At 62.7% G+C, this 20,188-nt stretch carries 23 protein-coding genes; 15 read left to right on the plus strand and 8 right to left on the minus strand.

The genetic code is table 11. The features are described 5' to 3' along the window. Positions 1-27 precede the first annotated feature (27 nt). From FJ953_RS13915 to lptF, 3 genes are read right to left on the minus strand one after another with little or no spacing between them, the layout of a single operon-like run. On the minus strand, positions 28-2,448 hold the full coding sequence (locus FJ953_RS13915) for an LPS-assembly protein LptD (RefSeq protein ID WP_181171657.1): 2,421 nt from the start codon (positions 2,446-2,448) through the stop codon (positions 28-30). Further along, positions 2,448-3,533 carry an LPS export ABC transporter permease LptG gene (gene lptG, locus FJ953_RS13920; RefSeq protein ID WP_181165175.1) on the minus strand — a complete coding sequence of 362 codons (1,086 nt, stop codon included), beginning with the start codon at positions 3,531-3,533 and terminating at the stop codon, positions 2,448-2,450. The genes FJ953_RS13915 and lptG overlap by 1 nt, the downstream gene beginning before the upstream one ends. After that, positions 3,530-4,732, minus strand: a complete 1,203-nt coding sequence (gene lptF / locus FJ953_RS13925) for an LPS export ABC transporter permease LptF (RefSeq protein ID WP_140494430.1) — start codon at positions 4,730-4,732, stop codon at positions 3,530-3,532. Before lptF ends, lptG begins: the two co-directional genes overlap by 4 nt. A 362-nt stretch (positions 4,733-5,094) precedes the next feature. Between lptF and FJ953_RS13930 the strand changes: the two genes are divergently transcribed. Together FJ953_RS13930 and FJ953_RS13935 are read left to right on the plus strand one after the other, a co-directional pair. Continuing rightward, positions 5,095-6,615 (plus strand): leucyl aminopeptidase, encoded by a 1,521-nt coding sequence (locus FJ953_RS13930; protein WP_140624562.1) that lies wholly within the window; start codon positions 5,095-5,097, stop codon positions 6,613-6,615. A 9-nt stretch (positions 6,616-6,624) separates the two neighbouring features. Further along, on the plus strand, positions 6,625-7,074 hold the full coding sequence (locus tag FJ953_RS13935) for a DNA polymerase III subunit chi (protein ID WP_140494426.1): 450 nt from the start codon (positions 6,625-6,627) through the stop codon (positions 7,072-7,074). A gap of 93 nt (positions 7,075-7,167) precedes the next feature. Here FJ953_RS13935 and FJ953_RS13940 read toward each other — a convergent pair whose 3' ends face one another. Continuing rightward, positions 7,168-7,767 (minus strand): YdeI/OmpD-associated family protein, encoded by a 600-nt coding sequence (locus FJ953_RS13940; RefSeq protein ID WP_140494424.1) that lies wholly within the window; start codon positions 7,765-7,767, stop codon positions 7,168-7,170. 140 nt (positions 7,768-7,907) lie between these two features. Next, the gene (locus FJ953_RS13945; protein ID WP_140494422.1) at positions 7,908-8,372 is read right to left on the minus strand and encodes a carboxymuconolactone decarboxylase family protein; all 465 of its coding nucleotides are present in this window, start codon (positions 8,370-8,372) and stop codon (positions 7,908-7,910) included. Between the two features lie 136 nt (positions 8,373-8,508). On the opposite strand from FJ953_RS13945, the gene FJ953_RS13950 reads away from it, so the two are divergent. From FJ953_RS13950 to FJ953_RS13970, 5 genes are read left to right on the plus strand one after another with little or no spacing between them, the layout of a single operon-like run. Then, on the plus strand, positions 8,509-9,117 hold the full coding sequence (locus tag FJ953_RS13950; RefSeq protein WP_224519188.1) for a TetR/AcrR family transcriptional regulator: 609 nt from the start codon (positions 8,509-8,511) through the stop codon (positions 9,115-9,117). Between the two features lie 37 nt (positions 9,118-9,154). Then, the gene (locus tag FJ953_RS13955; protein ID WP_140555734.1) at positions 9,155-9,766 is read left to right on the plus strand and encodes a hypothetical protein; all 612 of its coding nucleotides are present in this window, start codon (positions 9,155-9,157) and stop codon (positions 9,764-9,766) included. Further along, the gene (locus FJ953_RS13960) at positions 9,763-10,611 is read left to right on the plus strand and encodes a 23S rRNA (adenine(2030)-N(6))-methyltransferase RlmJ (protein ID WP_140584457.1); all 849 of its coding nucleotides are present in this window, start codon (positions 9,763-9,765) and stop codon (positions 10,609-10,611) included. Before FJ953_RS13955 ends, FJ953_RS13960 begins: the two co-directional genes overlap by 4 nt. A gap of 35 nt (positions 10,612-10,646) precedes the next feature. Continuing rightward, positions 10,647-10,955, plus strand: a complete 309-nt coding sequence (locus FJ953_RS13965) for a DoxX family protein (RefSeq protein ID WP_181171658.1) — start codon at positions 10,647-10,649, stop codon at positions 10,953-10,955. Positions 10,956-11,008: 53 nt separating this feature from the next. After that, positions 11,009-11,461: a hypothetical protein gene (locus tag FJ953_RS13970; RefSeq protein WP_140494414.1), complete on the plus strand. Its 453-nt coding sequence runs from the start codon at positions 11,009-11,011 to the stop codon at positions 11,459-11,461. 131 nt (positions 11,462-11,592) lie between these two features. Here FJ953_RS13970 and FJ953_RS13975 read toward each other — a convergent pair whose 3' ends face one another. Further along, positions 11,593-11,901, minus strand: a complete 309-nt coding sequence (locus FJ953_RS13975) for a transcriptional regulator (RefSeq protein WP_140624564.1) — start codon at positions 11,899-11,901, stop codon at positions 11,593-11,595. Between the two features lie 227 nt (positions 11,902-12,128). Between FJ953_RS13975 and FJ953_RS30450 the strand changes: the two genes are divergently transcribed. Next, positions 12,129-12,299, plus strand: coding sequence for a hypothetical protein (locus tag FJ953_RS30450; protein ID WP_181165133.1), 171 nt, complete (start codon positions 12,129-12,131; stop codon positions 12,297-12,299). 108 nt (positions 12,300-12,407) lie between these two features. Here FJ953_RS30450 and FJ953_RS30455 read toward each other — a convergent pair whose 3' ends face one another. After that, on the minus strand, positions 12,408-12,695 hold the full coding sequence (locus tag FJ953_RS30455; protein ID WP_181165132.1) for a hypothetical protein: 288 nt from the start codon (positions 12,693-12,695) through the stop codon (positions 12,408-12,410). Positions 12,696-13,272: 577 nt separating this feature from the next. Between FJ953_RS30455 and FJ953_RS13985 the strand changes: the two genes are divergently transcribed. Next, entirely contained in the window at positions 13,273-13,869 is a 597-nt protein-coding gene (locus tag FJ953_RS13985) for a glutathione S-transferase family protein (protein ID WP_140624566.1), read from the plus strand. Between the two features lie 62 nt (positions 13,870-13,931). On the opposite strand, the gene FJ953_RS13990 is transcribed toward FJ953_RS13985, so the two are convergent. After that, positions 13,932-14,588, minus strand: coding sequence for an outer membrane protein (locus tag FJ953_RS13990; RefSeq protein WP_140494406.1), 657 nt, complete (start codon positions 14,586-14,588; stop codon positions 13,932-13,934). A 411-nt stretch (positions 14,589-14,999) separates the two neighbouring features. Between FJ953_RS13990 and FJ953_RS13995 the strand changes: the two genes are divergently transcribed. The 6 genes from FJ953_RS13995 (at position 15,000) to FJ953_RS14020 (ending at position 20,182) form a co-directional block, all read left to right on the plus strand. Continuing rightward, the gene (locus tag FJ953_RS13995) at positions 15,000-15,761 is read left to right on the plus strand and encodes an SDR family oxidoreductase (protein WP_140624567.1); all 762 of its coding nucleotides are present in this window, start codon (positions 15,000-15,002) and stop codon (positions 15,759-15,761) included. After that, entirely contained in the window at positions 15,758-17,821 is a 2,064-nt protein-coding gene (gene uvrC, locus FJ953_RS14000) for an excinuclease ABC subunit UvrC (RefSeq protein WP_140624568.1), read from the plus strand. The genes FJ953_RS13995 and uvrC overlap by 4 nt, the downstream gene beginning before the upstream one ends. Before the next feature lie 171 nt (positions 17,822-17,992). Beyond that, positions 17,993-18,589: a CDP-diacylglycerol--glycerol-3-phosphate 3-phosphatidyltransferase gene (gene pgsA, locus FJ953_RS14005; protein WP_140494400.1), complete on the plus strand. Its 597-nt coding sequence runs from the start codon at positions 17,993-17,995 to the stop codon at positions 18,587-18,589. Position 18,590: 1 nt separating this feature from the next. Next, positions 18,591-18,845 carry a molybdopterin converting factor subunit 1 gene (gene moaD / locus FJ953_RS14010; RefSeq protein ID WP_140624569.1) on the plus strand — a complete coding sequence of 85 codons (255 nt, stop codon included), beginning with the start codon at positions 18,591-18,593 and terminating at the stop codon, positions 18,843-18,845. A 1-nt stretch (position 18,846) separates the two neighbouring features. After that, on the plus strand, positions 18,847-19,329 hold the full coding sequence (locus FJ953_RS14015; protein WP_140624570.1) for a molybdenum cofactor biosynthesis protein MoaE: 483 nt from the start codon (positions 18,847-18,849) through the stop codon (positions 19,327-19,329). Positions 19,330-19,414: 85 nt separating this feature from the next. Further along, positions 19,415-20,182, plus strand: a complete 768-nt coding sequence (locus tag FJ953_RS14020; RefSeq protein ID WP_224519189.1) for a YbaY family lipoprotein — start codon at positions 19,415-19,417, stop codon at positions 20,180-20,182. The last annotated feature ends 6 nt before the right edge of the window (positions 20,183-20,188 follow it).

Genomic DNA, 20,188 nt, shown 5'->3' on the forward strand with positions numbered 1-20,188 from the left:
CCCTATGCGGCGAAACGATGTCGCGGACTACTGGGTGGTGTCGAAGGCGCTGCTCGACGATCCGAAATCGCCGAGGGTGCGGAACGACAGGTTGAAGCCGACACTCTGCGTCACCTCCCTGGTGTGCAGGTCGCGCGACTGCGAGTACGTCATCAGATAGGTGAAGCAGGAATCATTGTAGGCGAAACCGACCCCGTCCTTGACCAGCAGGCTTTCCTCGAGGTCATAGGTTCCCGTCCCGAACACGCGCCAGTTCTCGGCAAGATGCGTGGACGCGCCGAGCGTGACCTCGTGGCGGTCGGTGGTGAAACCATAGAGCGGCTGAGCCTGGATGAAGGCGTATTTGGCGCTCAGCGACACCGGTAGGCCGGAATAGGCGGCCTTTACCTCGGCGCGGCGAACCTCGAAGCTCTGCTCGTCGAAACGGCCGCTGACCGAGGCGGCGAACCCGTTCGGGCTGCTGACGCCAAACAGGCCGACATAGTCCGACTTGGTGTTTTCGAGGCCCGAATAGGCGCCGACATTGACCAGGTCCGGCGCGTCGAAGGAGTTCTCGCCGCCGATCTGGTAGGACTGGCCGAAGATGGCGTTGGTGCCCCAGCCGTTGATGTAGGAACCGGAATAGCGAAGGCCCACATTGGCGCGCGAGCCGCCTTCGATGCGGTCATAGCCAGAGAACTTGTCGCGCTCGAACAGGGTGCTCGCGTCGAAAACCATGCTCTGCGCATCTTCGTTCGGGACGGCAAGGCCGCCGACATATTGTTCGTTCGGGCGCAGGAAGACCTGCGCCATCGGCTCGAACACATGACTGGAGCCGCTGGCCATCGAAAACAGCAGCGGCCAGCTCATCTCGAGCCCGGCGGTTGCCATATAGCGGGCGAAAGACGAGCGCATATCATCCTGCTCGCCCAAATTCGTCGCCATCTGGTTGACGGCCGCGAGTGAAGCTGATGACGCGTTGACATAGTCGACGTCGCCCTGCAGCGCCAGCAAGGGTGTCAGCACCAACCCGTCATCGGTGACAAATGACCGCTTCCACTCGGCTTGGGCGGTGAGCCGGCCTGATTCGCCCTCGATGCCGCGCACACGTTGGGTGCCTGAAGGGGGGAAGTAGGGGGTGAAATAGGTCTCGTCGAGGTCATCGCGGCGGATGACGCGCGAATTGACGTTGAACGACAACTGGCCGCCTGCGACCGACGTATCCGGAATGTAGGCATAGTCGAGCGAGGGCAGCACCCAGGGCTGCTGGCCGCTTCGCGCAGCGATATTGCTGTCCAGCGTGTCTTCCTGCACCTCGAAATGCATGGCGCGCAGGTCGAAATAATTACGGCCGTCGAGCCCCGTCAGGTAAACGGACGACTGGTGAACGGACCCGTTGTATTTGTCGATGGCGTAGGTGTTCGAGAAGTTCTTGTCGGTCTGCAGCAGCACGTCCCAGCCGAAATTCCAGCGCGAATTGATGGCGAACTGGCCTTGTGTGCCCATCATGCCGCGGAATTTGTTGGGATCGCCGGCCTCGCCCGAATCGATATTGCGGCCGGCGGCGTCGATGAAGGCATCGGGGTCTCGCTGCTGAATCCCCGCGATCTTCAGGCTGTATTCGCCATTGTTGAAGCGCTGGCGCCACTCGGCCTCGCCGAGAAAGCCCTGCTTGGTAAAGCCGGTGCCGGTGACGGTCAGGTCGTAGGTCGGCGAGAGCGCGAAATAATAGGGGACCTTCACCCCCACGCCCAGATCGCTTTTGAAGACGATGCCGGGGATCAGGAAGCCGCTCTTGCGCTTCACCGTCGGGTCGGCGATCTCGAACGCCGGCAGGTAGGCTAGCGGGAAGCCGAAGAATTCGAAATTCGCGTTCTCGAAGCGGACCGTCTTCTTTTCGCCGTTCCAGATGATCTTCCTGGCCTTCACACGCCAGGTCGGCGCCTTGTCGGGCTTGTCCTCGCACGGTTCGCAGGCAGTGTAGACGCCATTGTGGAAGGTGGTCAGCACGCCGCCCATGCGTTCGGCGCTTTCGGCGGCGAAATAGGCCTTGTCGATGGTTTCGACGCGGAGCGCGTTGACGAAACCGTCGGCGAAGTCGTCGGTGATGTCGATATGATCCGAATTGATCTTGGTGCCGTCGCTATTGATCACCTCGACATTGCCGCTTGCGACCATGCGCTTGGTGTTGCGGTTGTACTCGACCTTCTGCGCGACAAGTCGGTTGCCGCCATAGTCGATCTGCACGCCGCCGACGGCGGTCACGGTCTGATTGTCGTTGTTATAGACCAGCGTATCGGCCGCCAGCAGCATCTGCGAGCCGGACGGCACCTTGGTCGCCATGTCGCCGACATCCTGCGCGATCGCAGGCAGCGGAACCGCGCATGCAAACAGGCATGCCAAGGCGGTCGCCGCATAAAGGCGCGCCAAACCGGCCTGCCTGTTACTGGGCAAAAAGGCCTCCCTCACTAGCCGTCTTCCTTGTATAGCAGGAAAGTCACCCCGAAGAACATAGCTACCACGACCGGCACCCAGGCAGCTACGACAGTCGGCACGAACCCCGCCACGCCGAATGCCTTCACCAGCACCGAAACGACATAAAGCAGAAACCCGGCAACGACGCCACCCAGAATCATCGTTGCCGATTGCCCCATCCTCGCAAATCGCATTGAAACTGTTGCCGCAATCAGCGTCATGGCGACGAGCAGGAACGGCAACGCCACCAGCGAATCGAACTGCATGGCGAAGGCATTTGCCTTGAGGCCGAAGGAACGGGCAACCTCGATTTTTCCCGGCAGATCGTAGAATGGAATGGTCTCCGGGCGCGCCAGCCGCTCCTGCACGAATTCGGGCTTCAGATTGGTTGGCACGCGATCGTTTGCCGCAGGCTGGATGGTGCCGTTCCTGAAGGTCTTAACGTCCTGCAATTCCCAGTAGCCGTCCCGCAGGTAGGCGCGCGCGGCATCCTTGCGCTCGACGATATCGCCTTGCGGGTCGAGGATGAAAAAGACAGCGTCAGCCATCTCCAGGCCTTGGTTGAGGATGGCGCGCGCTCCGATGATGGTGTCTCCGGAGCTGGTTTTCTGCCGGATCCAGGGCGCGGCGTCGGCCGACACCGTATTCGACTTGCCCGAGCGCAACTGGGTTTCGATCTGTTCGGACCAGGAGAAGGCGTGCGCTGCGAGCGGGTTGATGAGACCGACCGACAGGACGCCGAACAACAGCGCTCCGATGCAGCACGGCAAAAGGAACTGCCAGGCCGAAACGCCGGCTGAGCGCGCTATGACCAGTTCATACCTGCGGTTGAGCGAGACCAGCGTCGCCATCGCCGAGAAGAGACCGACAAACGGCACGGTCTGCAGCATGATCATCGGCATCCTGAGTCCGGAAATGGCCAGCGCCGTTCCATAGGTGAAGCCGGGCAGGCCGGTCGTGCGGCCGGAAAGCTCGGTGAAATCGATCAGGAACACCAGCGCAAGCAGGCCGATGAAGAACCACACGGTGATCGTGACATAGCGGAAGAAGAAGTAGCGTCCCAGCGTCCAGCCCATCAGCTGACCCCCTGGCCCGAGGCGCTGCGCCTGGACAGGCGCAGCTTGACGGCATTCCAGGCGTCAGCCATCCGGCTGGCGAGATTCGTCAGCCAATCTGCCCAGGCCACTGGCAGTTCCATCGTCCGGTTGGATGCGATGAACCAAATTGCCACCGCCGACGACACGATGGGCACGCCGTAGACCATATACGCATATTGCGGGACCTCGTCGGCCTTGCTGGCGGCGAAGAAGCCCAGCCAGCGCACGAACAGCGATATCGCGATGGCCGTGATCAGCGGATTGACGCGCGCCTCGCGATGCGAGCGTGCGTCTCCGGCGACCGCCAGTGCGATCAGCGCGAAGACCATGGAATAGAGCCATTCCGAGAACCGCTGGTCGACCTCCGCCCGGTATTCGTTCGGGCGCTGCTGGTAGACCTTGTCGTTGGCACTCGGGTTGAGCAGGTACTGGGTCGTCTGGTCTTTTGGCATCAGCGTCACCTCCGACGCTGCCGCCATGAAGGCCGACATGTCGAAGGCATAGGAGGTGAAGCGGATGACCGAGAGGTCGCCGGTCAGCGTCTTTCGATGGATGACGCCGTCATTCATCATCAGCACCTTTTCGCCGCCGCGTTCGACGATGCTGCCGGTCTTGGCATAATAGACGAGGTTGACGCCTTCCTCGCGCGAATCCGCGACGAAGATGCCGCCCAGCCGGTTGTCGGGAAGCCGCTCGCCGATCTGCAGGAACAGCCCGTCATCGATCTTGCGGAATGTGCCCTCCTGGATGATCAGCGACAGAAGATCCGCGCGTGACTCCGCCACCAGCATCCGGTTCTTCTGGCGCGCGTAAGGGTCGATGCCGTTGTCGACGGCGAAGGAAAAGACGCTGGCCGCGGCCGCGAGAATCATGATCGGCCGCACGATGGTCCAGCGCGAGGCGCCCGCTGCGTTGACGACGGCAAGCTCCGAATCCGAATTCATGACGCTGAGCGTCTGGGCAACCGCCACCACGAGCGCGAAGGGCACCACGATCGGAATGATCGAGGGAAGAATGAGGGCCGCAACCTCGAAGAAGGTCAGCGCCGACTGGCCGCTGTCGGTGACGAGGTCGATCTTGGCCAGCACCTGCGTCGTCCAGACAATGGCCAGCGTCCAGGCCAGCGCTGCAATAAAGACCACGAAAGCGCGGCGCATGATGTAGCGTTCAACGACCTTCATGAAGGCTTTTCTCAATTTTCTCGAACGGCATCATGCCACCGGATAAGGGTAGCCGTCCGGCGACGCCCGCACAACTGGCTGCGTCGGGCTCTGTCAGGCAGACGATCCGGTTCCCGTCCCACATCGCGCGCCAAGTTGGGCCGGAGTGTCGGCGGGATTGGATAAGAAAGGGCGAACATCGATGGTTAACAACAGGTTGCGGCCAAAAAGCGGAGCCGTGCCGCGACGAATCGCCGTCGATTCATGTGCCATATGGGGAGCCCGTTTGGCAAAGTCTTGCCAAATGCCGGAAAACGACCAAATGTCGCGGATCGCTTCCAACCGCTTCGCGCGAGCCGCGCATTCCCCGAAAGCAGGACATGATGAACCAGAGACCCTCGATCGCCTTCGCAAAATTCGCCGCGCCGCAGACCGCCGCGAACAGAAGGGGGACGGTCTTCGTGCTGGCGGCGGATGATGGCGGCCTGAGCGAAACCGCCGCGGCGTATGATCCCGGCAAGACGCTGGAACGGGCCTTCCCTGTGGCCGAATTCACGGCCAAGTTCGCCAGCGTGGTGGAAGTGCTGACGCCACAGGCAAGCTCGCTCGACAGGCTGGTCGCGATCGGCGCCGGCAAGGTATCCGGGCTCGACGAATACGCCTGGACGAAGCTTGGAGGCACCATCGCGGGGTCGCTACGCAAGGCGACGGACGTGGCGGTGGTGCTCGACGTGGTCGGCGCCTCGTCAAGCGGTGCGCAGGCGGCCAGCCTTGCCGCGGGTATTCTTCTGCGCAGCTATTCCTTCTTTAAGTACAAGACCAGGAAAGACAAGGACGATGGCCAAGGCGACAAGGCCGAGCCGAAAAAGCCGGCCAAGATAACCATCCACACCGCCGATCCGGCGGGCGCGAAGAAGGCCTTCGCCGAGACTGAGGCTGTGATCGACGGCGTGCTTTTGGCGCGTGACCTCGTCAACGAGCCGGCAAACGTCCTGGGACCGGTCGAGTTTGCCGCCCGCGCCAAGGAACTGGAGGCCCTCGGCGTCAAGGTCGAGATACTGGCCGAGAAGGAAATGAAGAAACTCGGCATGGGGTCGCTGCTCGGCGTTGCGCAAGGCTCGCCGCGCGGCGCCCGCATGGCCGTCATGCAGTGGAACGGCGGCAAGGCCAAGGACAGCCCCGTCGCGTTCATCGGCAAGGGCGTCACCTTCGACACCGGCGGCAATTCGATGAAACCGGCATCCGGCATGGAGGACATGAAGGGCGACATGGGCGGCGCCGCGGCGGTGACCGGACTGATGCATGCGCTCGCCGCCCGCAAGGCGAAGGCCAATGTCGTCGGCATCATCGGGCTGGTGGAAAACGCCGTCGACGGCCATGCGCAGCGTCCCGGCGACATCGTTACCTCGATGTCGGGCCAGACCATCGAGGTGCTCAACACCGATGCGGAGGGGCGCCTGGTGCTGGCCGACGCGCTCTGGTACTGCAATGACCGCTTCCAGCCGAAGTTCATGGTCAATTTGGCGACGTTGACCGGCGCGATCATGGTCGCGCTCGGCCAGCACTATGCCGGCCTGTTCTCCAACAATGACGAACTGGCGGAACGCCTGGCGACAGCCGGGCAGTCGACGCAGGAGCGACTGTGGCGCATGCCGCTCGGTCCTGAATATGACAAGCTGATCGATTCCAAGAACGCCGATATGAAGAACATCGGCGGCCGCTATGGCGGCGCCATCATCGCCGCGCAGTTCTTGCAGCGCTTCGTCAAGGACACGCCCTGGGCGCATCTCGACATCGCAGGCACTGCCATGGGGGCGCTGTCGAACGAAATCAACCAGTCCTGGGGTTCCGGCTTTGGCGTGCGGCTGCTCGACCGGCTCGTGCGCGACCACTACGAGAGCTGATCGGGACCCATGGCCGACGTGCTGTTTTATCACCTGACCGAATCGACGCTGGAGGATGCGCTGCCCGGCCTACTTGAGCGCAGCGTCGATCGCGGCTGGCGCGCCGTGGTGCAGACCGGCACCGAGGAGCGGCGCGACGCGCTCGACCAGCATCTGTGGACGTTCCGTGACGATTCTTTCCTCGCGCACGCCACCGACCGCGAAGCCCATCCCGCCGAACAGCCGATCCTTTTGACCACCGGCGAAGGCAACCCGAACGCGGCGCAGATACGCTTCCTGGTGGACGGCGCTGCGCCGCCGGACCTTGGCGGCTACGAGCGCGCCGTGTTCCTGTTCGACGGCCACGATGCCGCCCAGGTCGAGGCCGCCCGCGGGCACTGGAAGACGATGAAAGACGCCGGCCACGCGGTGACGTATTGGCAGCAGACGCCCGACCGCCGCTGGGAACGCAAGGCCTGAGGGACGTCAGCGGCGGCTGATCACTGCCTTGTTGATAATGTGGATCGCGATCATCGAGCCGGAAGAAACCTGTCGCTCGTCACATGAGCAGCCTTACTTCTTCACTTGCGGATGGATCGTCTCCCCGCGCTTGAGCATCTCGACAAAACTCTCGATCTTCTTCCTGCGCCCGGCTTCGGTCTTCATGTTGTGGATACGGAAGGCGAGCGCGAAGCGGTTCTGCGCGCTGAGTTTTTCGAGCATTTGCCGAGCCTCTGGCTCGGCATCGATCGCGGCCTGCAGGTCATCGGGAATTTTCATGTCCTTGCCGCTGGCATAGGCACGCGCCCAGCGGCCATCGGCCTTGGCGGCTTCGACCTCGGCGAGCCCATGCCGCGTCATCCGGCCGTCGTCGATCAGCCGGGCGACATTGTCGATGTTGATCTGGCTCCAGATGCTTTTCTTCGTCCTCGGCGTGTAGCGCTGCAGGAAGCTCTTGTCGTCGAGCCCCTTGCGCACCGCGTCGATCCAGCCCCAGCACAGCACGACCTCGATCGCCTCCTTTGCCGAGATCGACTTCAGTCCCGAGCCGGTCTTGTGGATTTTGATCCAGACCTCGGTTTCCCTGTCATGATGTTCGCCGAGCCAGGTATAAAAGCTCTCGGCGTCCTCGAATTCGTGCACCTTGTCGGGGTCGACCTTGACCGGCGCCATTTGCGGCCTCGTCCATGCTTTGCGATTGCACTTTCAATGCGGCATTTCCCGCTGGATGACAATCGAAGGCGAAGATGATGGCTGTCGGATGAGGGCAGTTCTGCGGTGGCCCGCAGGCGCGGACCACCGCGGGTGTCGTTTCACTGCCCGCCCATTTCCTTCTTGAACGTGTCGAAATCGACCTGCATGCCATTGAAGATGGTGCTCCAATGGCGGGTCAGCGCCGCCATCGCCACCGCCTCCTGGATTTCCTCATCGGTAGCGCCGGCGCGCTTGGCGTTTTGCGTGTCCGACCAGATGCAGTAGTTGCACGGGATCTGCGCCGCCACTGCCAGCGAGATCAATGACTTTACCTTTGGCGGCAGCGCCGTCTTGTCGCTGAGTTCGATGGCCTTGACCTCGGCCCAGGCGCCGGGCAGACCGGCTTTGGGAAGTTGCTTCACAAAGCTCGGCACGCCGCCCATGGTCGACTGGATGTCCTTTATGGTTGCATCGTAGTCGTCGGCATAGGCAGGGGCCGCGGCGAGGACGCAGGCCACGGCGGTTAGAGCCAACGCACGATGGAGGGACGAATGCACGGATTTGGCAATGCGATGGTGTGACATGTTTTCCTCCTCTGGTCTTTGTTAGCCTTACTGTGTAAGGTGAAGTGAAAAATGAACCTTACGCTGTAAGTTGTCAAGCGCGGCCATGGACTCATCGATCAAAAAAAAGCGAGCACGCGGACGGCTATCCCGCGAGATGATCGAGGATGCCGCTTTCGAGGTGATCGAGAAGGAGGGCCTTTCCGGTTTTTCGATGCGCAAGCTCGCCGCCGTGCTCGGCTGCGAGGCGATGAGCATTTATCATCACTTCCCCTCGCAAGCGCACCTCTATGAGGCGCTGGTCGATCGCCAGGTCAGCGGGATGGTTATCCCCGACGACAGCATGCCGTGGCGCGACAGGATTCGGATGGTCATGCATGAGTTTCGCCGTGTTGCGAGTGAGCATCCGGCCTTTGCGCCATTCCTTGTCGTCTACCGGATGAATTCGCCGCCTTGCCTTGCGATGCTGAACGGCGTCATCGGCCTGTTCGAGGCTGGCGGTTTCGGCCCGGAACTCAGCGCCAGGCTGTTTCGCACCGCCAGCTATTATCTCATGGGCGCGATCCTCGACGAGACAGCGGGCTACGCCAAGGGCCCGTCGGCGGTGACCACCGTCGACGACGAGCAACTGGCGAAGGATTTCCCCAGTGTCATGGCGGCCGGGACCTATTTCGGCACCGGCGGTTTCGACAAGACATTCGAACTCGGCCTCGACATGCTATTGGACGAAATGGAGCGCCTGCGCGACAGCGCCAATGCAGGCTAATTGTCCGGCAACGTCCGATTACAAGGTGATTCCCTGAATGCGCTTTCTGTTCCTGTTGATCCTGCTCGCCGGCATCGGCGTCGGCGCCATCTATCCATGGGCGATGACTAATTTCTCCGGTCACCAGATCGGCAGCTGGCGGGTCTATGAGGGCGGCCGCTTCAGGCAGGTCACAGTGCCGCTTGCCGCGCGCGATGCGCCGGTCAGGGTGCTGGTCGACTTGACCGCGAGGGCCGAGCGCATCGTTTCGCAGCAGCGCACAGTGCTGACGCTGACAGCCGCCTCCGGCGGCCGCACGGTGCTTGCCTCGACGCTTCAGTTCAATCATTCCGACAATCCGCGTCAGGCGAGCCCGCAACTGCCCGACAAGATCTTCCGCGATGAGGCTGGCGTGATCCGGACCGTCGGCCCCGGCCCCTATGTCTTCACCGTCGGTCCCGGCGACGCCGACGACATCCCGATACGCGCGGTCGATCTTGTCTTGCGCTCCGGTGTGGGCGAGACCGACAGCCGTGCGCGACCGGTTGGCTTCGCGCTGATGGCGATCGGCTTGATCGGCTTCCTGCTGTCCTTGCGTTCTGCCGGCGGCCGGCCGCAAAATCCGAATTCACAGCCACCGCCGCCACGTTGGGGCAGGGGTTCCACATGAACTATCGCCACGCCTATCACGCCGGAAATTTTGCCGACGTCCTCAAGCACGTCGTGCTGACGCGGCTGCTTGAATATCTGAAGCAGAAGGACAAGGCGTTCCGCGTCATCGACACTCATGCAGGCATCGGCCGCTACGATCTGTCCTCGCCCGAGGCGCAGAAGACCGGCGAATGGCAAGGCGGCATCGGCCGGCTGGTCGATGCCGCGCCCGAAGCCCAGGCCGCAATGCTGCTCGCGCCCTATCTCGACGCGGTGCGTGCGTGCAACGCAGACGGTCCATTGAAAAAATATCCGGGCTCGCCGCTGGTCGCGCGGCACCTTCTGCGTAAGCAGGACCGGCTATCGGCGATCGAGCTGCACCCGAAGGATGTCGCGAAGCTGAAGACGGAATTCGCCGGCGATTTCCAGACAAGGGTGATCGAGCTCGACGGCTGGCTGGCGCTCGGCGCACACCTGCCGCCGAAGGAAAAGCGCGGATTGGTGCTGATCGATCCGCCATTCGAGGAAGAGGGCGAGTTCGGCCGCCTCGTCGACGGGCTGGCGAAGGCGCACAAGCGCTGGCCGGGCGGCATCTATGCGCTGTGGTATCCGATCAAGGACCGCAAGGCGGTGATTGGCTTCCGCAAGGCACTGAAGGAAACCGGCGTTCCGAAATTGCTCGACATCGAATTCGAAATCCGGCCCGCGTCGCAAGAGCCCAGCCTCGACGGCAGCGGCCTGGTCGTGGCCAACCCGCCTTTCACGCTGGAAGGTGAATTGCGCATTCTCCTGCCGGCCCTGCACAAATTGCTGGTCTTGGAAAAGCCGGCGCACTGGACGCTGAACTGGCTGGCAGGGGAGTAGCAGCGGGATGCAGGCTGCGAGCGGCGTCCTTACAGATGCGCCAAGACAAACAGTTAAAGCGGGTCTGCGGCCGGCCCGGCTCCGCTCCGCTGGATTTGGTGGCCGGCTTCTGCCTCGCCATCGGCGCCGCGGTGCCCTATGCCGCCGGCGCGCTCATCCTGTTCACGGTGGCGGCGAATCTGCTCGTCCTGCCCTTCTGGCGCCATCACGGGCCCGGAAAGGCAGGCGCTGAGGTCCGCCTTCCTGGTCAACGTCGCCGTTATCGGCGGGCTGCTGCTGGCGGCGCGCCCCGGCTGATGGCCGGCGGCCACGCCCTGGAAACCATTGTCAATGCAATCGCTTGACCGCCGCCCGGCGAATCCCGCACAGTGCGCGCATTCGACCTTGAGAGGCTGCCATGACTCGCTTCGCCCGCTCCGCCCTTGCCGCCCTGATCTCGCTCTGCACGCCGTTTGGCACATCGCTTGGCTTCACCCAGGCGGCGCAAGCCGCCGATCTTGCCGTCTATTCTGACGAGGACAGCGGCATTTGCGGCGAAGCCTGGGTGCTGAACAAGATCACCAGCCGCTTCTCCTATCAGGTGCGACACGTCCCGCACCTGCCGGATGTCGCGATCACCGATTTCCACCGCATCCACCAGCACCGCTACTTGCCGGCCAGCGAGGAATGGCCGATCGGCCGTCGCTATTGCGGCGCCACGGTCGCCCTGTCAGATGGCCGCGACCGCGCCATCTGGTACCTGATCGAGGAAGGCCAGGGCTTTGCCTCGATCGGCGACAATGTCGAATTCTGCGTCTCGGGCTTCGACCGCTGGATGGTCTACAACGGCCGCTGCCGCATCCTGCGCTAGCGGGCGGTTTCCAGTCGATTTCGTTGGTGCCTGCGGCCTAAGCCGCGGGCCTTTTCTGCGACTCGGGGTATCGGCCCTGACGAAAATATGTGCCGCGCGGCACGCGCCGACAATGTTTGCCAATCGCAGTGCTATTTCCTGCCTCGCGTCGCCTCGGCTTCACCGATGATCTTTCGAAGAAAGGCAACGTGACCGCGAAAAGCGCGCCGCCCGATCGTCGTTGCTCTGATCCGTGTCCGCGGCCGCCGCCCGACGAAAAGCTTTTCAACATCGACGTAGCCCGCTTTGGCCAGCGTGTCGAGATGCGCGCCGAGATTTCCGTCGGTGGTTTCGATCATAGCCTTCAGCGTGAACTCCAGCGCCTCGCGTCTTTCCAGCGTGTTCAGGGCGGCCATGATCCTGAGCCGTGTACTCTGATGGATGATGTCGTCGGCACTCATCAATTGGCTCCAATGCTGCGGACCTTGAGCTGTCACCCTATGGCTCTGCAGCCTCGGGCAGTACTAACCATTCGCCTTTGTGAACGACATCGAACACACTTGCCAGAATACTCTGGTATGCAGAGTAATCTGTCAATTCAGTGATGAAGCCAGGCTTGACAAGGTGATCTCCAGATCGGCGCATCGCATTGCACTTGTAATCCGAAGGGACCGGTCGCCTGCAAAAGATGATCATTCTCTATAAGCCGAAGCTCATGATATTCGCGGCCGAAGATCAATGCGTGAAGCTACTTGCTGATCTTTGCAGCTTCATGGCAGGCGCGCCCACGCAGCGCATCGAGAATGTCGATGCCAAATTGCTGGCGATATCGGAAGATAACGCCATATTTTTGCGATGATGAGTGTGATCATGTGTCGATCGCAACGAAAATTTAAGCTGAGAAAATCATATCATTGCTTCGCTGGCTAGCGAGGCGCGAGTCAGATAAGCATGACACGCCGGGCCATTAACGGTCGTCGGCATAACGCAAGGGGCATCGCATGGCTAAGCAGTCATCAAAAGCGCCGGCATCCAAGGCACCGGCAAAGAAAGCACCTGTAAAAGCGGCGGCGGCGAAAGCCACGACCGCAGTCAAGAAAGCAGCACCCGCTGCCAAGCCGAAGGCGGCAGCGCCGAAGGCAAAGGCGGCACCGGCCAAGAAGCCGGCAGCCAAGGCCGCCGCGAAACCGGCGGCGAAGAAGGCAGCGCCCGCCAAGGCCAGCGCCGCATCCGCAAAGAAGGCTGCACCGGCCAAGAAGGCCGCTCCGGCAAAGAAAGCCGCTCCGGCCAGGAAGCCGGCTGCCAAGGCCGCGGCCAAGCCCGCTGCAAAGAAGGCAGCCCCTGCCAAGGCTCCGGCCAAGGCTGCCGCGGCGAAGTCTTCGGCACCGGTGAAGAAGGCGGCGCCAGCCGCCAAGAAAGCAGCGCCGGCGAAGGCCGCGAAGAAATAGTCACGTTTCTTCGCGCCGGGGACCGTGTCGGCAGAAATGAGGGCAGGTGCCGTTGAGGCCTCGCGCCCTCTGCTCTGGCATTGGGGCGCAACGAGAGGGGCGGACGCCAGATATCTTTCGCAGTTCCCAGGACTTCGCCGCAGGGCGAAGTCCGGTGGGCTTTTGTTGCCCGCGCCATCACGCGGCGACGGGACGATCGTTGGTCTTGTCGGCCTGTCGGAGTTTGCCGCCGTCATCATGCGGCGCATCCTGATCAAGGCGTACAAGAGACCAAGGCATGCAGGAGTGGTCGCCGGCTGCTGGCGGCTGGTTTTTCCGCTTCTGGCTGTTGCGCGGGGAAGGGCGCCCGGTCAACAGTGACGGGCTGCCAACAGGAACCCGATCATGCCGAAGCTGCTTTACGCCTCCACGTCCCCCTATAGTTCCAAGGTGCGAATGGCGGCCCTTTATGCCGGCATCGCCGTCGACCTGGCGCCTGTCAAAACCGAAGAAAAGCCGGCCGAACTGATCGGCGCCAATCCGCTGGGCAAGATCCCCGTGCTGGTGCTCGACGACGGCCGCTCGATCCACGACAGCCGAGCCATCACCCAGCAGCTCAACCGGATGTCGAAGAGCGCGCTGTTTCCGCGCAATCCCGACAAGCGGCTGGAAGCGGAAGTGCTGGAAGCGTTGGCGGACGGCATCTGCGACTGTGCGCTGTCGATGGTTTATGAGCGCCGCACGCGGCCCGAGGAGATGGTCTACCAGCCCTGGCTCGATCGCCAGTGGGCGAAGATCACCGCCGCGCTCGATCTACTCAACGCCAATCCGCCGAAACTGCCGAAGAAGATCACCGCCGGCCAGATGGCGCTGCGCGCCTGCCTTGGCTACCTGGCGCTGCGTTTCGCCGGGAAATGGGAAAAAGGCCGCAACCGGCTGGTCCGCTGGGCCGCGCGCTTCGATGAGAAATTCCCGGACCTGAAACCCTGCGTTCCCGCGTGAGCGGCCGACAATAAAAAAGCCGGGCGCGAGGCCCGGCTTCTTCGTGTCGTGGCTTGAACGACTTAGAACTTCATACCGACGCCGAAGGTGACGCGGTTGTCGGTGGCCTTGACCTTGCCGATGCCATCGAAGTCCTTGCTGCCGAAGTCGGTGTAGCGGTATTCGACGCGGCCGAACACATTGTCGGTCAGCTTGATGTCGGTACCAAGACCGGCGGTCCAGCCGATCATGGTGGCGCGGTCGCTGGCGCCGAGGACGCTGTCCTCCACCTTCAGGCTCCTGCCGGCGAGACCACCGGTGCCGTAGAGCAGGATTTCCGGGGTCACAGCGTAGCCGAGACGGGCACGCAGCGAGCCTTCGAAGCCGGCCTTGGAGTCGATGCCATTGTCGTCGCCCTTGACGCCGTTGTAGCCGAGTTCGGCTTCACCGCCGTAGACGAAGTTCTCCTGCTGCCACTGATAGCCGCCGAAGACGCTGCCGATGAAGCCCTTGGTATCGGTTTCAACGTCGAAATCCTTTTCCTTGGTACGGCCGCTGAAGCCATAGCCAAGATTAAGACCGGCATAGGGGCCGGCCCAGGACGCGACGGGCAGTTCGGCGACCGGGGCAGGGGCCGGCGGCTCTTCCTGGACCACATCGGCGGCATAGGCAGTTCCACCGAGGGCGAAGAGCCCGAGCGCTACGGCCAGCGGCCGTGCGAATTTGAGATTGGCTTGCATTGTTGTTTACTCCTTAAGCCACAGGACACAGGCTTGTTCTTACGATCGCCCATCAACCCGTCCGGGGGGTGAAACGGATCTGGCGTTCGTCGGTTCCAAATGTCGTGTCGAAATACGGCTGAAGCGAACCTGAACTTGGGTCATTCCCCGGCGCGAATGAGGCAGAAATTTGGCGTTGCATCTTCGCAACAGCGAAATGTCAGCAGATTGGCCGTGCTGCACCGCAGGTGGCTTGGTGCAAGGAGTCCAGCCTCCTATATTGTGTTGAGGCCGGCTCATTGCCGGCCGGCTCGAAATGCCGAACCGGCCGTTTCGCCACAATGTTGCCGCAGCTGCGAACGCCATTTAACGGGTGGCGGGCCATAATTTGCCGGCGCCCTCCTTCGCGCCGAAACCGAGGATTGACAACAGATGAGCAAAGCCACCGCGGCGCTGGTGACGGGCGGGGCAAAACGGATCGGTAGCGCGATTGTCGAGGATCTCGCCGCCCACGGTTTTGCCGTCGCCATTCACTGCAACCGCTCGCGCGATGACGCGGATGCGATTGCCCAGCGGATCAACCGCGCCGGCGGCCACGCCGCCGTGGTCGCCGCCGATCTGACCGACATGGCCGAGGTCGGCGACCTGGTCGGCCGCGCCGAAGCCGCGCTCGGGCCGATCTCGCTGCTGGTCAACAACGCTTCGCTGTTCGAGGAGGATTCGGTCCTTGACTTCGACTGGCAGGGCTGGGACCGCCACTTCGCCATTCATGTGAAGACCCCGGCGCTGTTGGCGCAGAACTTTGCCCGGGCTCTGCCAGACGGGCAGGAGGGACTGATCGTCAACATGACCGACCAGCGTGTCTGGCGGCCGACGCCGCGCTACTTCTCCTATGCGCTGTCGAAGTCCGCCTTGTGGACGGCAACCCAGATGATGGCGCAGGCGCTCGGCCCGCGCATCCGCGTCAACGCCATCGGTCCCGGCCCGACCTTGAAGAACGCGCACCAGGACGACAGCGACTTTGCCGCGCAGCTCGCCGGTCTCATTTTGAAACGCGGCCCGCAATTGCCGGAATTCGGCGCCACAATCCGCTATCTCTGGGAAGCCCGCTCGGTTACCGGGCAGATGATCGCGCTTGATGGCGGCCAGCATCTTGCATGGCGCACGCCTGATGTGACAGGCATGACGGAATGAGTCCCGCAGAGCAGAAACACAAGGTGCGTGGCGGCGCCGACGACCTGCCTCCCGAAATCGACCTCGAGGACGAGGCGGCGGAGGAGATCGTCGAACCGGCCGGCCCGGACGTCGCCTTCACCGCCATCGACTGGACGCCGCATGCCGGCGATGCCGACGGCATGGTCGGCGCCGAAGTGATCCAGACGCTGGTCAAGCGGCTGCCCAATGCGCCGGGCGTCTACCGCATGATGAATGCCAATGGCGACGTGCTCTATGTCGGCAAGGCCCGCAGCCTGAAGAAGCGCGTCACCAATTACGCGCAAGGCCGCTTCCACACCAACCGCATCGGCCGCATGGTGCGCGAGACCGCGACGATGGAGTTCGTCGTCACCCGCACCGAGATCGAGGCGCTGCTGTTGGAGGCCAACCTCATCAAGCGGCTGCGGCCACGTTTCAACGTGCTGATGCGCGACGACAAGTCGTTTCCCTACATTCTCTTGACGGGCGACCATGTCTCGCCCGGCATCTACAAGCATCGCGGCGCGCGTTCGCGCAAAGGTGATTATTTCGGCCCCTTCGCTTCCGCGGGCGCGGTCGGCCGCACCATCAATTCCTTGCAGCGCGCCTTCCTCCTGAGGAGTTGCACCAACTCCTTCTACGAGAACCGCACGCGGCCTTGCCTGCTCTATCAGATCAAGCGCTGCGCCGGTCCGTGCACCGGCGAGATTTCGCATAGCGACTATGCCGAGCTGGTTGCCGAGGCGAAGGATTTTCTTTCCGGCCGCAGCCAGAAGGTGAAGACCGAGATTTCGGCCGCCATGCAGCAGGCCTCGCAAGACCTCGATTTCGAGCGCGCCGCCATCTATCGAGACCGGCTGGCGGCACTCTCGCACGTGCAGAGCCACCAGGGCATCAATCCGCAGACCGTCGACGAGGCCGATGTCTTCGCAATCCATCAGGAGGGCGGCCAGGTCTGCATCCAGGTGTTCTTCTTCCGCACCGGCCAGAACTGGGGCAACCGCGCCTATTTCCCGAAGGCCGATCCGGCGCTGGAAGGGGCCGAGGTGCTGGGCTCGTTCCTGGCGCAGTTCTATGACGACAAGCCGACGCCGCGCGCCATTTTGCTGTCGCACGCCGTGGAGGACCAGGAACTGTTGGCCGAGGCGCTCTCGACCCGCGCCGGCCGCAAAGTATCGATCTCGGTGCCGCAGCGCGGCGAGAAGAAGGACCTGACCGACAACGCGTTGCAAAATGCCCGCGAGGCGCTCGGCCGTCGGCTGGCCGAAACCTCGACGCAGGCCAGGTTGCTCGCCGGCTTCGCCGAGACCTTCGGGCTCGAAAAGCCGCCGGTGCGCATCGAGGTCTACGACAATTCGCACATCATGGGCACCAACGCCGTCGGCGCCATGGTCGTCGCCGGGCCGGAAGGTTTTGTGAAGAACCAGTACCGGAAATTCAATATCCGCTCGACCGAGATCACGCCCGGCGACGATTTCGGCATGATGCGCGAAGTGATGGAGCGGCGCTTTTCACGATTGCTCAAGGAGCATGGCGATGTGACGCCCAACGATGCCGCGGCAGGCGAGGCGGACAGCGATGAGGGCGACATGTCGGGCGGCTTCCCTGCCTGGCCCGACGTCATCCTGATCGATGGCGGCCAGGGCCAGATGAGCGCCGTGCGCAAGATCCTCGCCGATCTCGGCATCGAGGACCGGGTCGTGGCCATCGGCATCGCCAAGGGCCAGGACCGCGACGCGGGCCGCGAGCGCTTCTTCGTCAAGGGCAGGGACTCGTTTTCGCTGCCGGTACGCGACCCGGTGCTCTATTTTGTCCAGCGCCTACGCGACGAGGTTCACCGTTTCGCCATCGGCTCGCACCGGGCCCGCCGCAAGAAGGAGATGGTCAAGAGCCCGCTCGACGAGATCGGCGGCATCGGCCCCAGCCGCAAGCGGGCGCTGCTGATGCATTTCGGCACCGCCAAGGCGGTCGGTCGCGCGGCAATCGAGGACCTGGTAAAGGTCGAAGGCATTTCCGAGCAGGTGGCCAGACTGGTTTACAACCATTTCCACGAGAACTGATGCATGTCGCCCGAAAGCGACCGTCGGCTCCCGGGCGAAGCAAGGAGCGGCGCGGCGTAGCCCGCGAGATGACAAGATTGGCCTATTTTTGCTGGCCAATCGATTTTGGCCTGTTGACCCCCTACATCAGCTTCTGATTTGAGTACGCAGGCAGAAAGAGTTCCCCCGGATATGGCTCAGCGCGCGTTCAACCTTCCGAACATCCTCACCTACGCCCGCATTATCGCGGTGCCGCTGGTGGTGCTGTGCTTTTTCCTCGAGGGACATCTGAAGTCGAGCGACTTCGCCCGCTGGTCGGCGCTGATCATTTTCCTGCTGGCGTCCATCACCGATTATTTCGACGGCTATTTCGCCCGCGCCTGGAAGCAGACCTCGAACATCGGCAAGATGCTCGACCCCATTGCCGACAAACTGCTGGTCGCGACATGCCTGCTGCTGCTTGCCGCCGACACCGACCGCCATGCCGGCATTGCCGGCTGGTCGCTGTGGGCGGCGATCATCATCCTGTGCCGCGAAATCCTGGTTTCGGGCCTGCGCGAATATTTGGCGGCGCTCAAGGTCTCCGTGCCGGTGACGCAGCTTGCCAAATGGAAGACCACTATCCAGATGGTCGCCATCGCCTTCCTGCTCGCCGGTCCGGCCGGCGACAAGATTTTTCCGCTGACCACACAGACCGGCCTGGTGCTGTTGTGGATCGCTGCCCTGGTCACGCTTTATACCGGCTATGACTATTTCCGTGCCGGCCTCAAGCACATCATGGACGAATAGGATGACGAAGCTCATCTACTTCGCCTGGGTGCGGGAGCGAATCGGCAAGCCGGACGAAGACGTGGAATTGCCGCATGGCGTCGACACGGTTGCGGACCTGTTGCGCTGGCTGAAGTCGCGCGGCGAGGAATACGACCATGCGCTGCAACATCCCGACGTGATCCGCGTCGCCATCAACCAGGAACATGTCGAGCACGGCGAGAAGATAGCAGGCGCGCGCGAGATCGCGCTGTTTCCGCCGATGACCGGGGGCTGAGATGGCCGGCGCGGTCGTACCCGTCGTGCGCGTTCAGCGCCGAGATTTTGACGTTGCCGTCGAAATCGCCAGCCTGACGCGAGGCCGCGCCGACATCGGCGCAGTGGTCACCTTCTCAGGCCTGTGCCGCGACGAACAGGGAACGCTTTCGGCCCTTGAGCTCGAGCATTATCCGGGCATGGCCGAGGCCGAAATCACTCGCATCGCGGCCGAAGCGGTTCTGCGCTGGCCGCTGCAGGGCATCACCGCCATCCACCGTCATGGCAAGATCCGGCCAGGCGAGAACATCGTGCTGGTGGTGGCGGCCTCCGTGCATCGGCAAGCCGCGTTCGAGGCGGCGAATTTCCTCATGGATTATCTGAAGTCGCAGGCTCCCTTCTGGAAAAAGGAGCATCATGCCGACGGCTCCGAGGGCGGCTGGGTCGAGGCCAAGGAGAAAGACGAGCAGGCGGCAGGGCGCTGGAAAAGGCCACCGTCCGAATAATTTTGCATCAGCCACGCATTGACCGCAATCCTTTGGCCAATTCGTTGTTGGTCAGCCTGGGCTGTGGCCAGCCCGGGGAAGGGAGATGGTCGTGCTGGACAGGATAGCGGAGTTCTTCGTCTTCGGTTTCGTGCCTCTGGTCGTCGGTATACTGGCCGTGCCGGAACTCTCCGTGGCCGCCGAAAAAGCCCTGAAAGGCGAGGTGACCTACCGCGAGCGCATCGCTTTGCCGCCCAATGCCGTGCTCTCGGTCCAGCTTGCCGATGTCTCGTTGGCCGACGCGCCCGCCAAAATCGTCGGCGAACAGAAGCTGACGCCGGCAGGCCAGGTGCCGATCAGCTTTGCGGTCAAATTCGATCCGTCCCGGATCCAGCGGCGGATGACCTATGCGTTGCAGGCCCGCATCACCGTCGGCGACAGGCTCCTGTTCATCTCGGATGAGCGCCATCAAGTCGATCCGCTGACCGATGCGCCGCAAACAATCATGCTCAAGATGGTGACGCCAAGTCCCGAGCCCACTGCTTCCGTTCTCGATCAGCTTTGGCTTCTCGATTATGTCGACGGCGTAGCCATCACCGCATCGCAAGCGACATTCCGGGTGAGTGAAGCAGGCAAGGCCGACGGCAACGGTCCCTGCAACAGCTATTTTGCCACCGCCAACCTCGATGGCCAGAAGATCGCGATCAGCGACATCGGCTCGACCTACAAGGCCTGCGCGCCCGAGGTGATGGCGGAGGAAAAGGCGCTGTTCGAGGCTCTGGCAAAGGCGGCTTCGTATAAAGTCGATGCCGGCAAGTTGACCATCGCCGACGGGAACGGCCGCGAGATCCTGCGTTTCAGCGCCGCGAGCTGATGCCGT

Source organism: Mesorhizobium sp. B2-3-6, from assembly GCF_006442305.1.
GTDB lineage: Bacteria > Pseudomonadota > Alphaproteobacteria > Rhizobiales > Rhizobiaceae > Mesorhizobium.

Coding starts and splice junctions, on each gene's coding strand:
- lptF (WP_140494430.1), bottom strand. CDS start 4,732: ATGAAGGTCGTTGAACGCTACATCATGCGCCGCGCTTTCGTGGTCTTT.
- FJ953_RS13930 (WP_140624562.1), top strand. CDS start 5,095: ATGAACCAGAGACCCTCGATCGCCTTCGCAAAATTCGCCGCGCCGCAG.
- FJ953_RS13935 (WP_140494426.1), top strand. CDS start 6,625: ATGGCCGACGTGCTGTTTTATCACCTGACCGAATCGACGCTGGAGGAT.
- FJ953_RS13940 (WP_140494424.1), bottom strand. CDS start 7,767: ATGGCGCCGGTCAAGGTCGACCCCGACAAGGTGCACGAATTCGAGGAC.
- FJ953_RS13945 (WP_140494422.1), bottom strand. CDS start 8,372: ATGTCACACCATCGCATTGCCAAATCCGTGCATTCGTCCCTCCATCGT.
- FJ953_RS13950 (WP_224519188.1), top strand. CDS start 8,509: ATGATCGAGGATGCCGCTTTCGAGGTGATCGAGAAGGAGGGCCTTTCC.
- FJ953_RS13955 (WP_140555734.1), top strand. CDS start 9,155: ATGCGCTTTCTGTTCCTGTTGATCCTGCTCGCCGGCATCGGCGTCGGC.
- FJ953_RS13960 (WP_140584457.1), top strand. CDS start 9,763: ATGAACTATCGCCACGCCTATCACGCCGGAAATTTTGCCGACGTCCTC.
- FJ953_RS13965 (WP_181171658.1), top strand. CDS start 10,647: ATGCGCCAAGACAAACAGTTAAAGCGGGTCTGCGGCCGGCCCGGCTCC.
- FJ953_RS13970 (WP_140494414.1), top strand. CDS start 11,009: ATGACTCGCTTCGCCCGCTCCGCCCTTGCCGCCCTGATCTCGCTCTGC.
- FJ953_RS13975 (WP_140624564.1), bottom strand. CDS start 11,901: ATGAGTGCCGACGACATCATCCATCAGAGTACACGGCTCAGGATCATG.
- FJ953_RS30450 (WP_181165133.1), top strand. CDS start 12,129: ATGATCATTCTCTATAAGCCGAAGCTCATGATATTCGCGGCCGAAGAT.
- FJ953_RS13985 (WP_140624566.1), top strand. CDS start 13,273: ATGCCGAAGCTGCTTTACGCCTCCACGTCCCCCTATAGTTCCAAGGTG.
- FJ953_RS13990 (WP_140494406.1), bottom strand. CDS start 14,588: ATGCAAGCCAATCTCAAATTCGCACGGCCGCTGGCCGTAGCGCTCGGG.
- FJ953_RS13995 (WP_140624567.1), top strand. CDS start 15,000: ATGAGCAAAGCCACCGCGGCGCTGGTGACGGGCGGGGCAAAACGGATC.
- uvrC (WP_140624568.1), top strand. CDS start 15,758: ATGAGTCCCGCAGAGCAGAAACACAAGGTGCGTGGCGGCGCCGACGAC.
- pgsA (WP_140494400.1), top strand. CDS start 17,993: ATGGCTCAGCGCGCGTTCAACCTTCCGAACATCCTCACCTACGCCCGC.
- moaD (WP_140624569.1), top strand. CDS start 18,591: ATGACGAAGCTCATCTACTTCGCCTGGGTGCGGGAGCGAATCGGCAAG.
- FJ953_RS14015 (WP_140624570.1), top strand. CDS start 18,847: ATGGCCGGCGCGGTCGTACCCGTCGTGCGCGTTCAGCGCCGAGATTTT.
- FJ953_RS14020 (WP_224519189.1), top strand. CDS start 19,415: ATGGTCGTGCTGGACAGGATAGCGGAGTTCTTCGTCTTCGGTTTCGTG.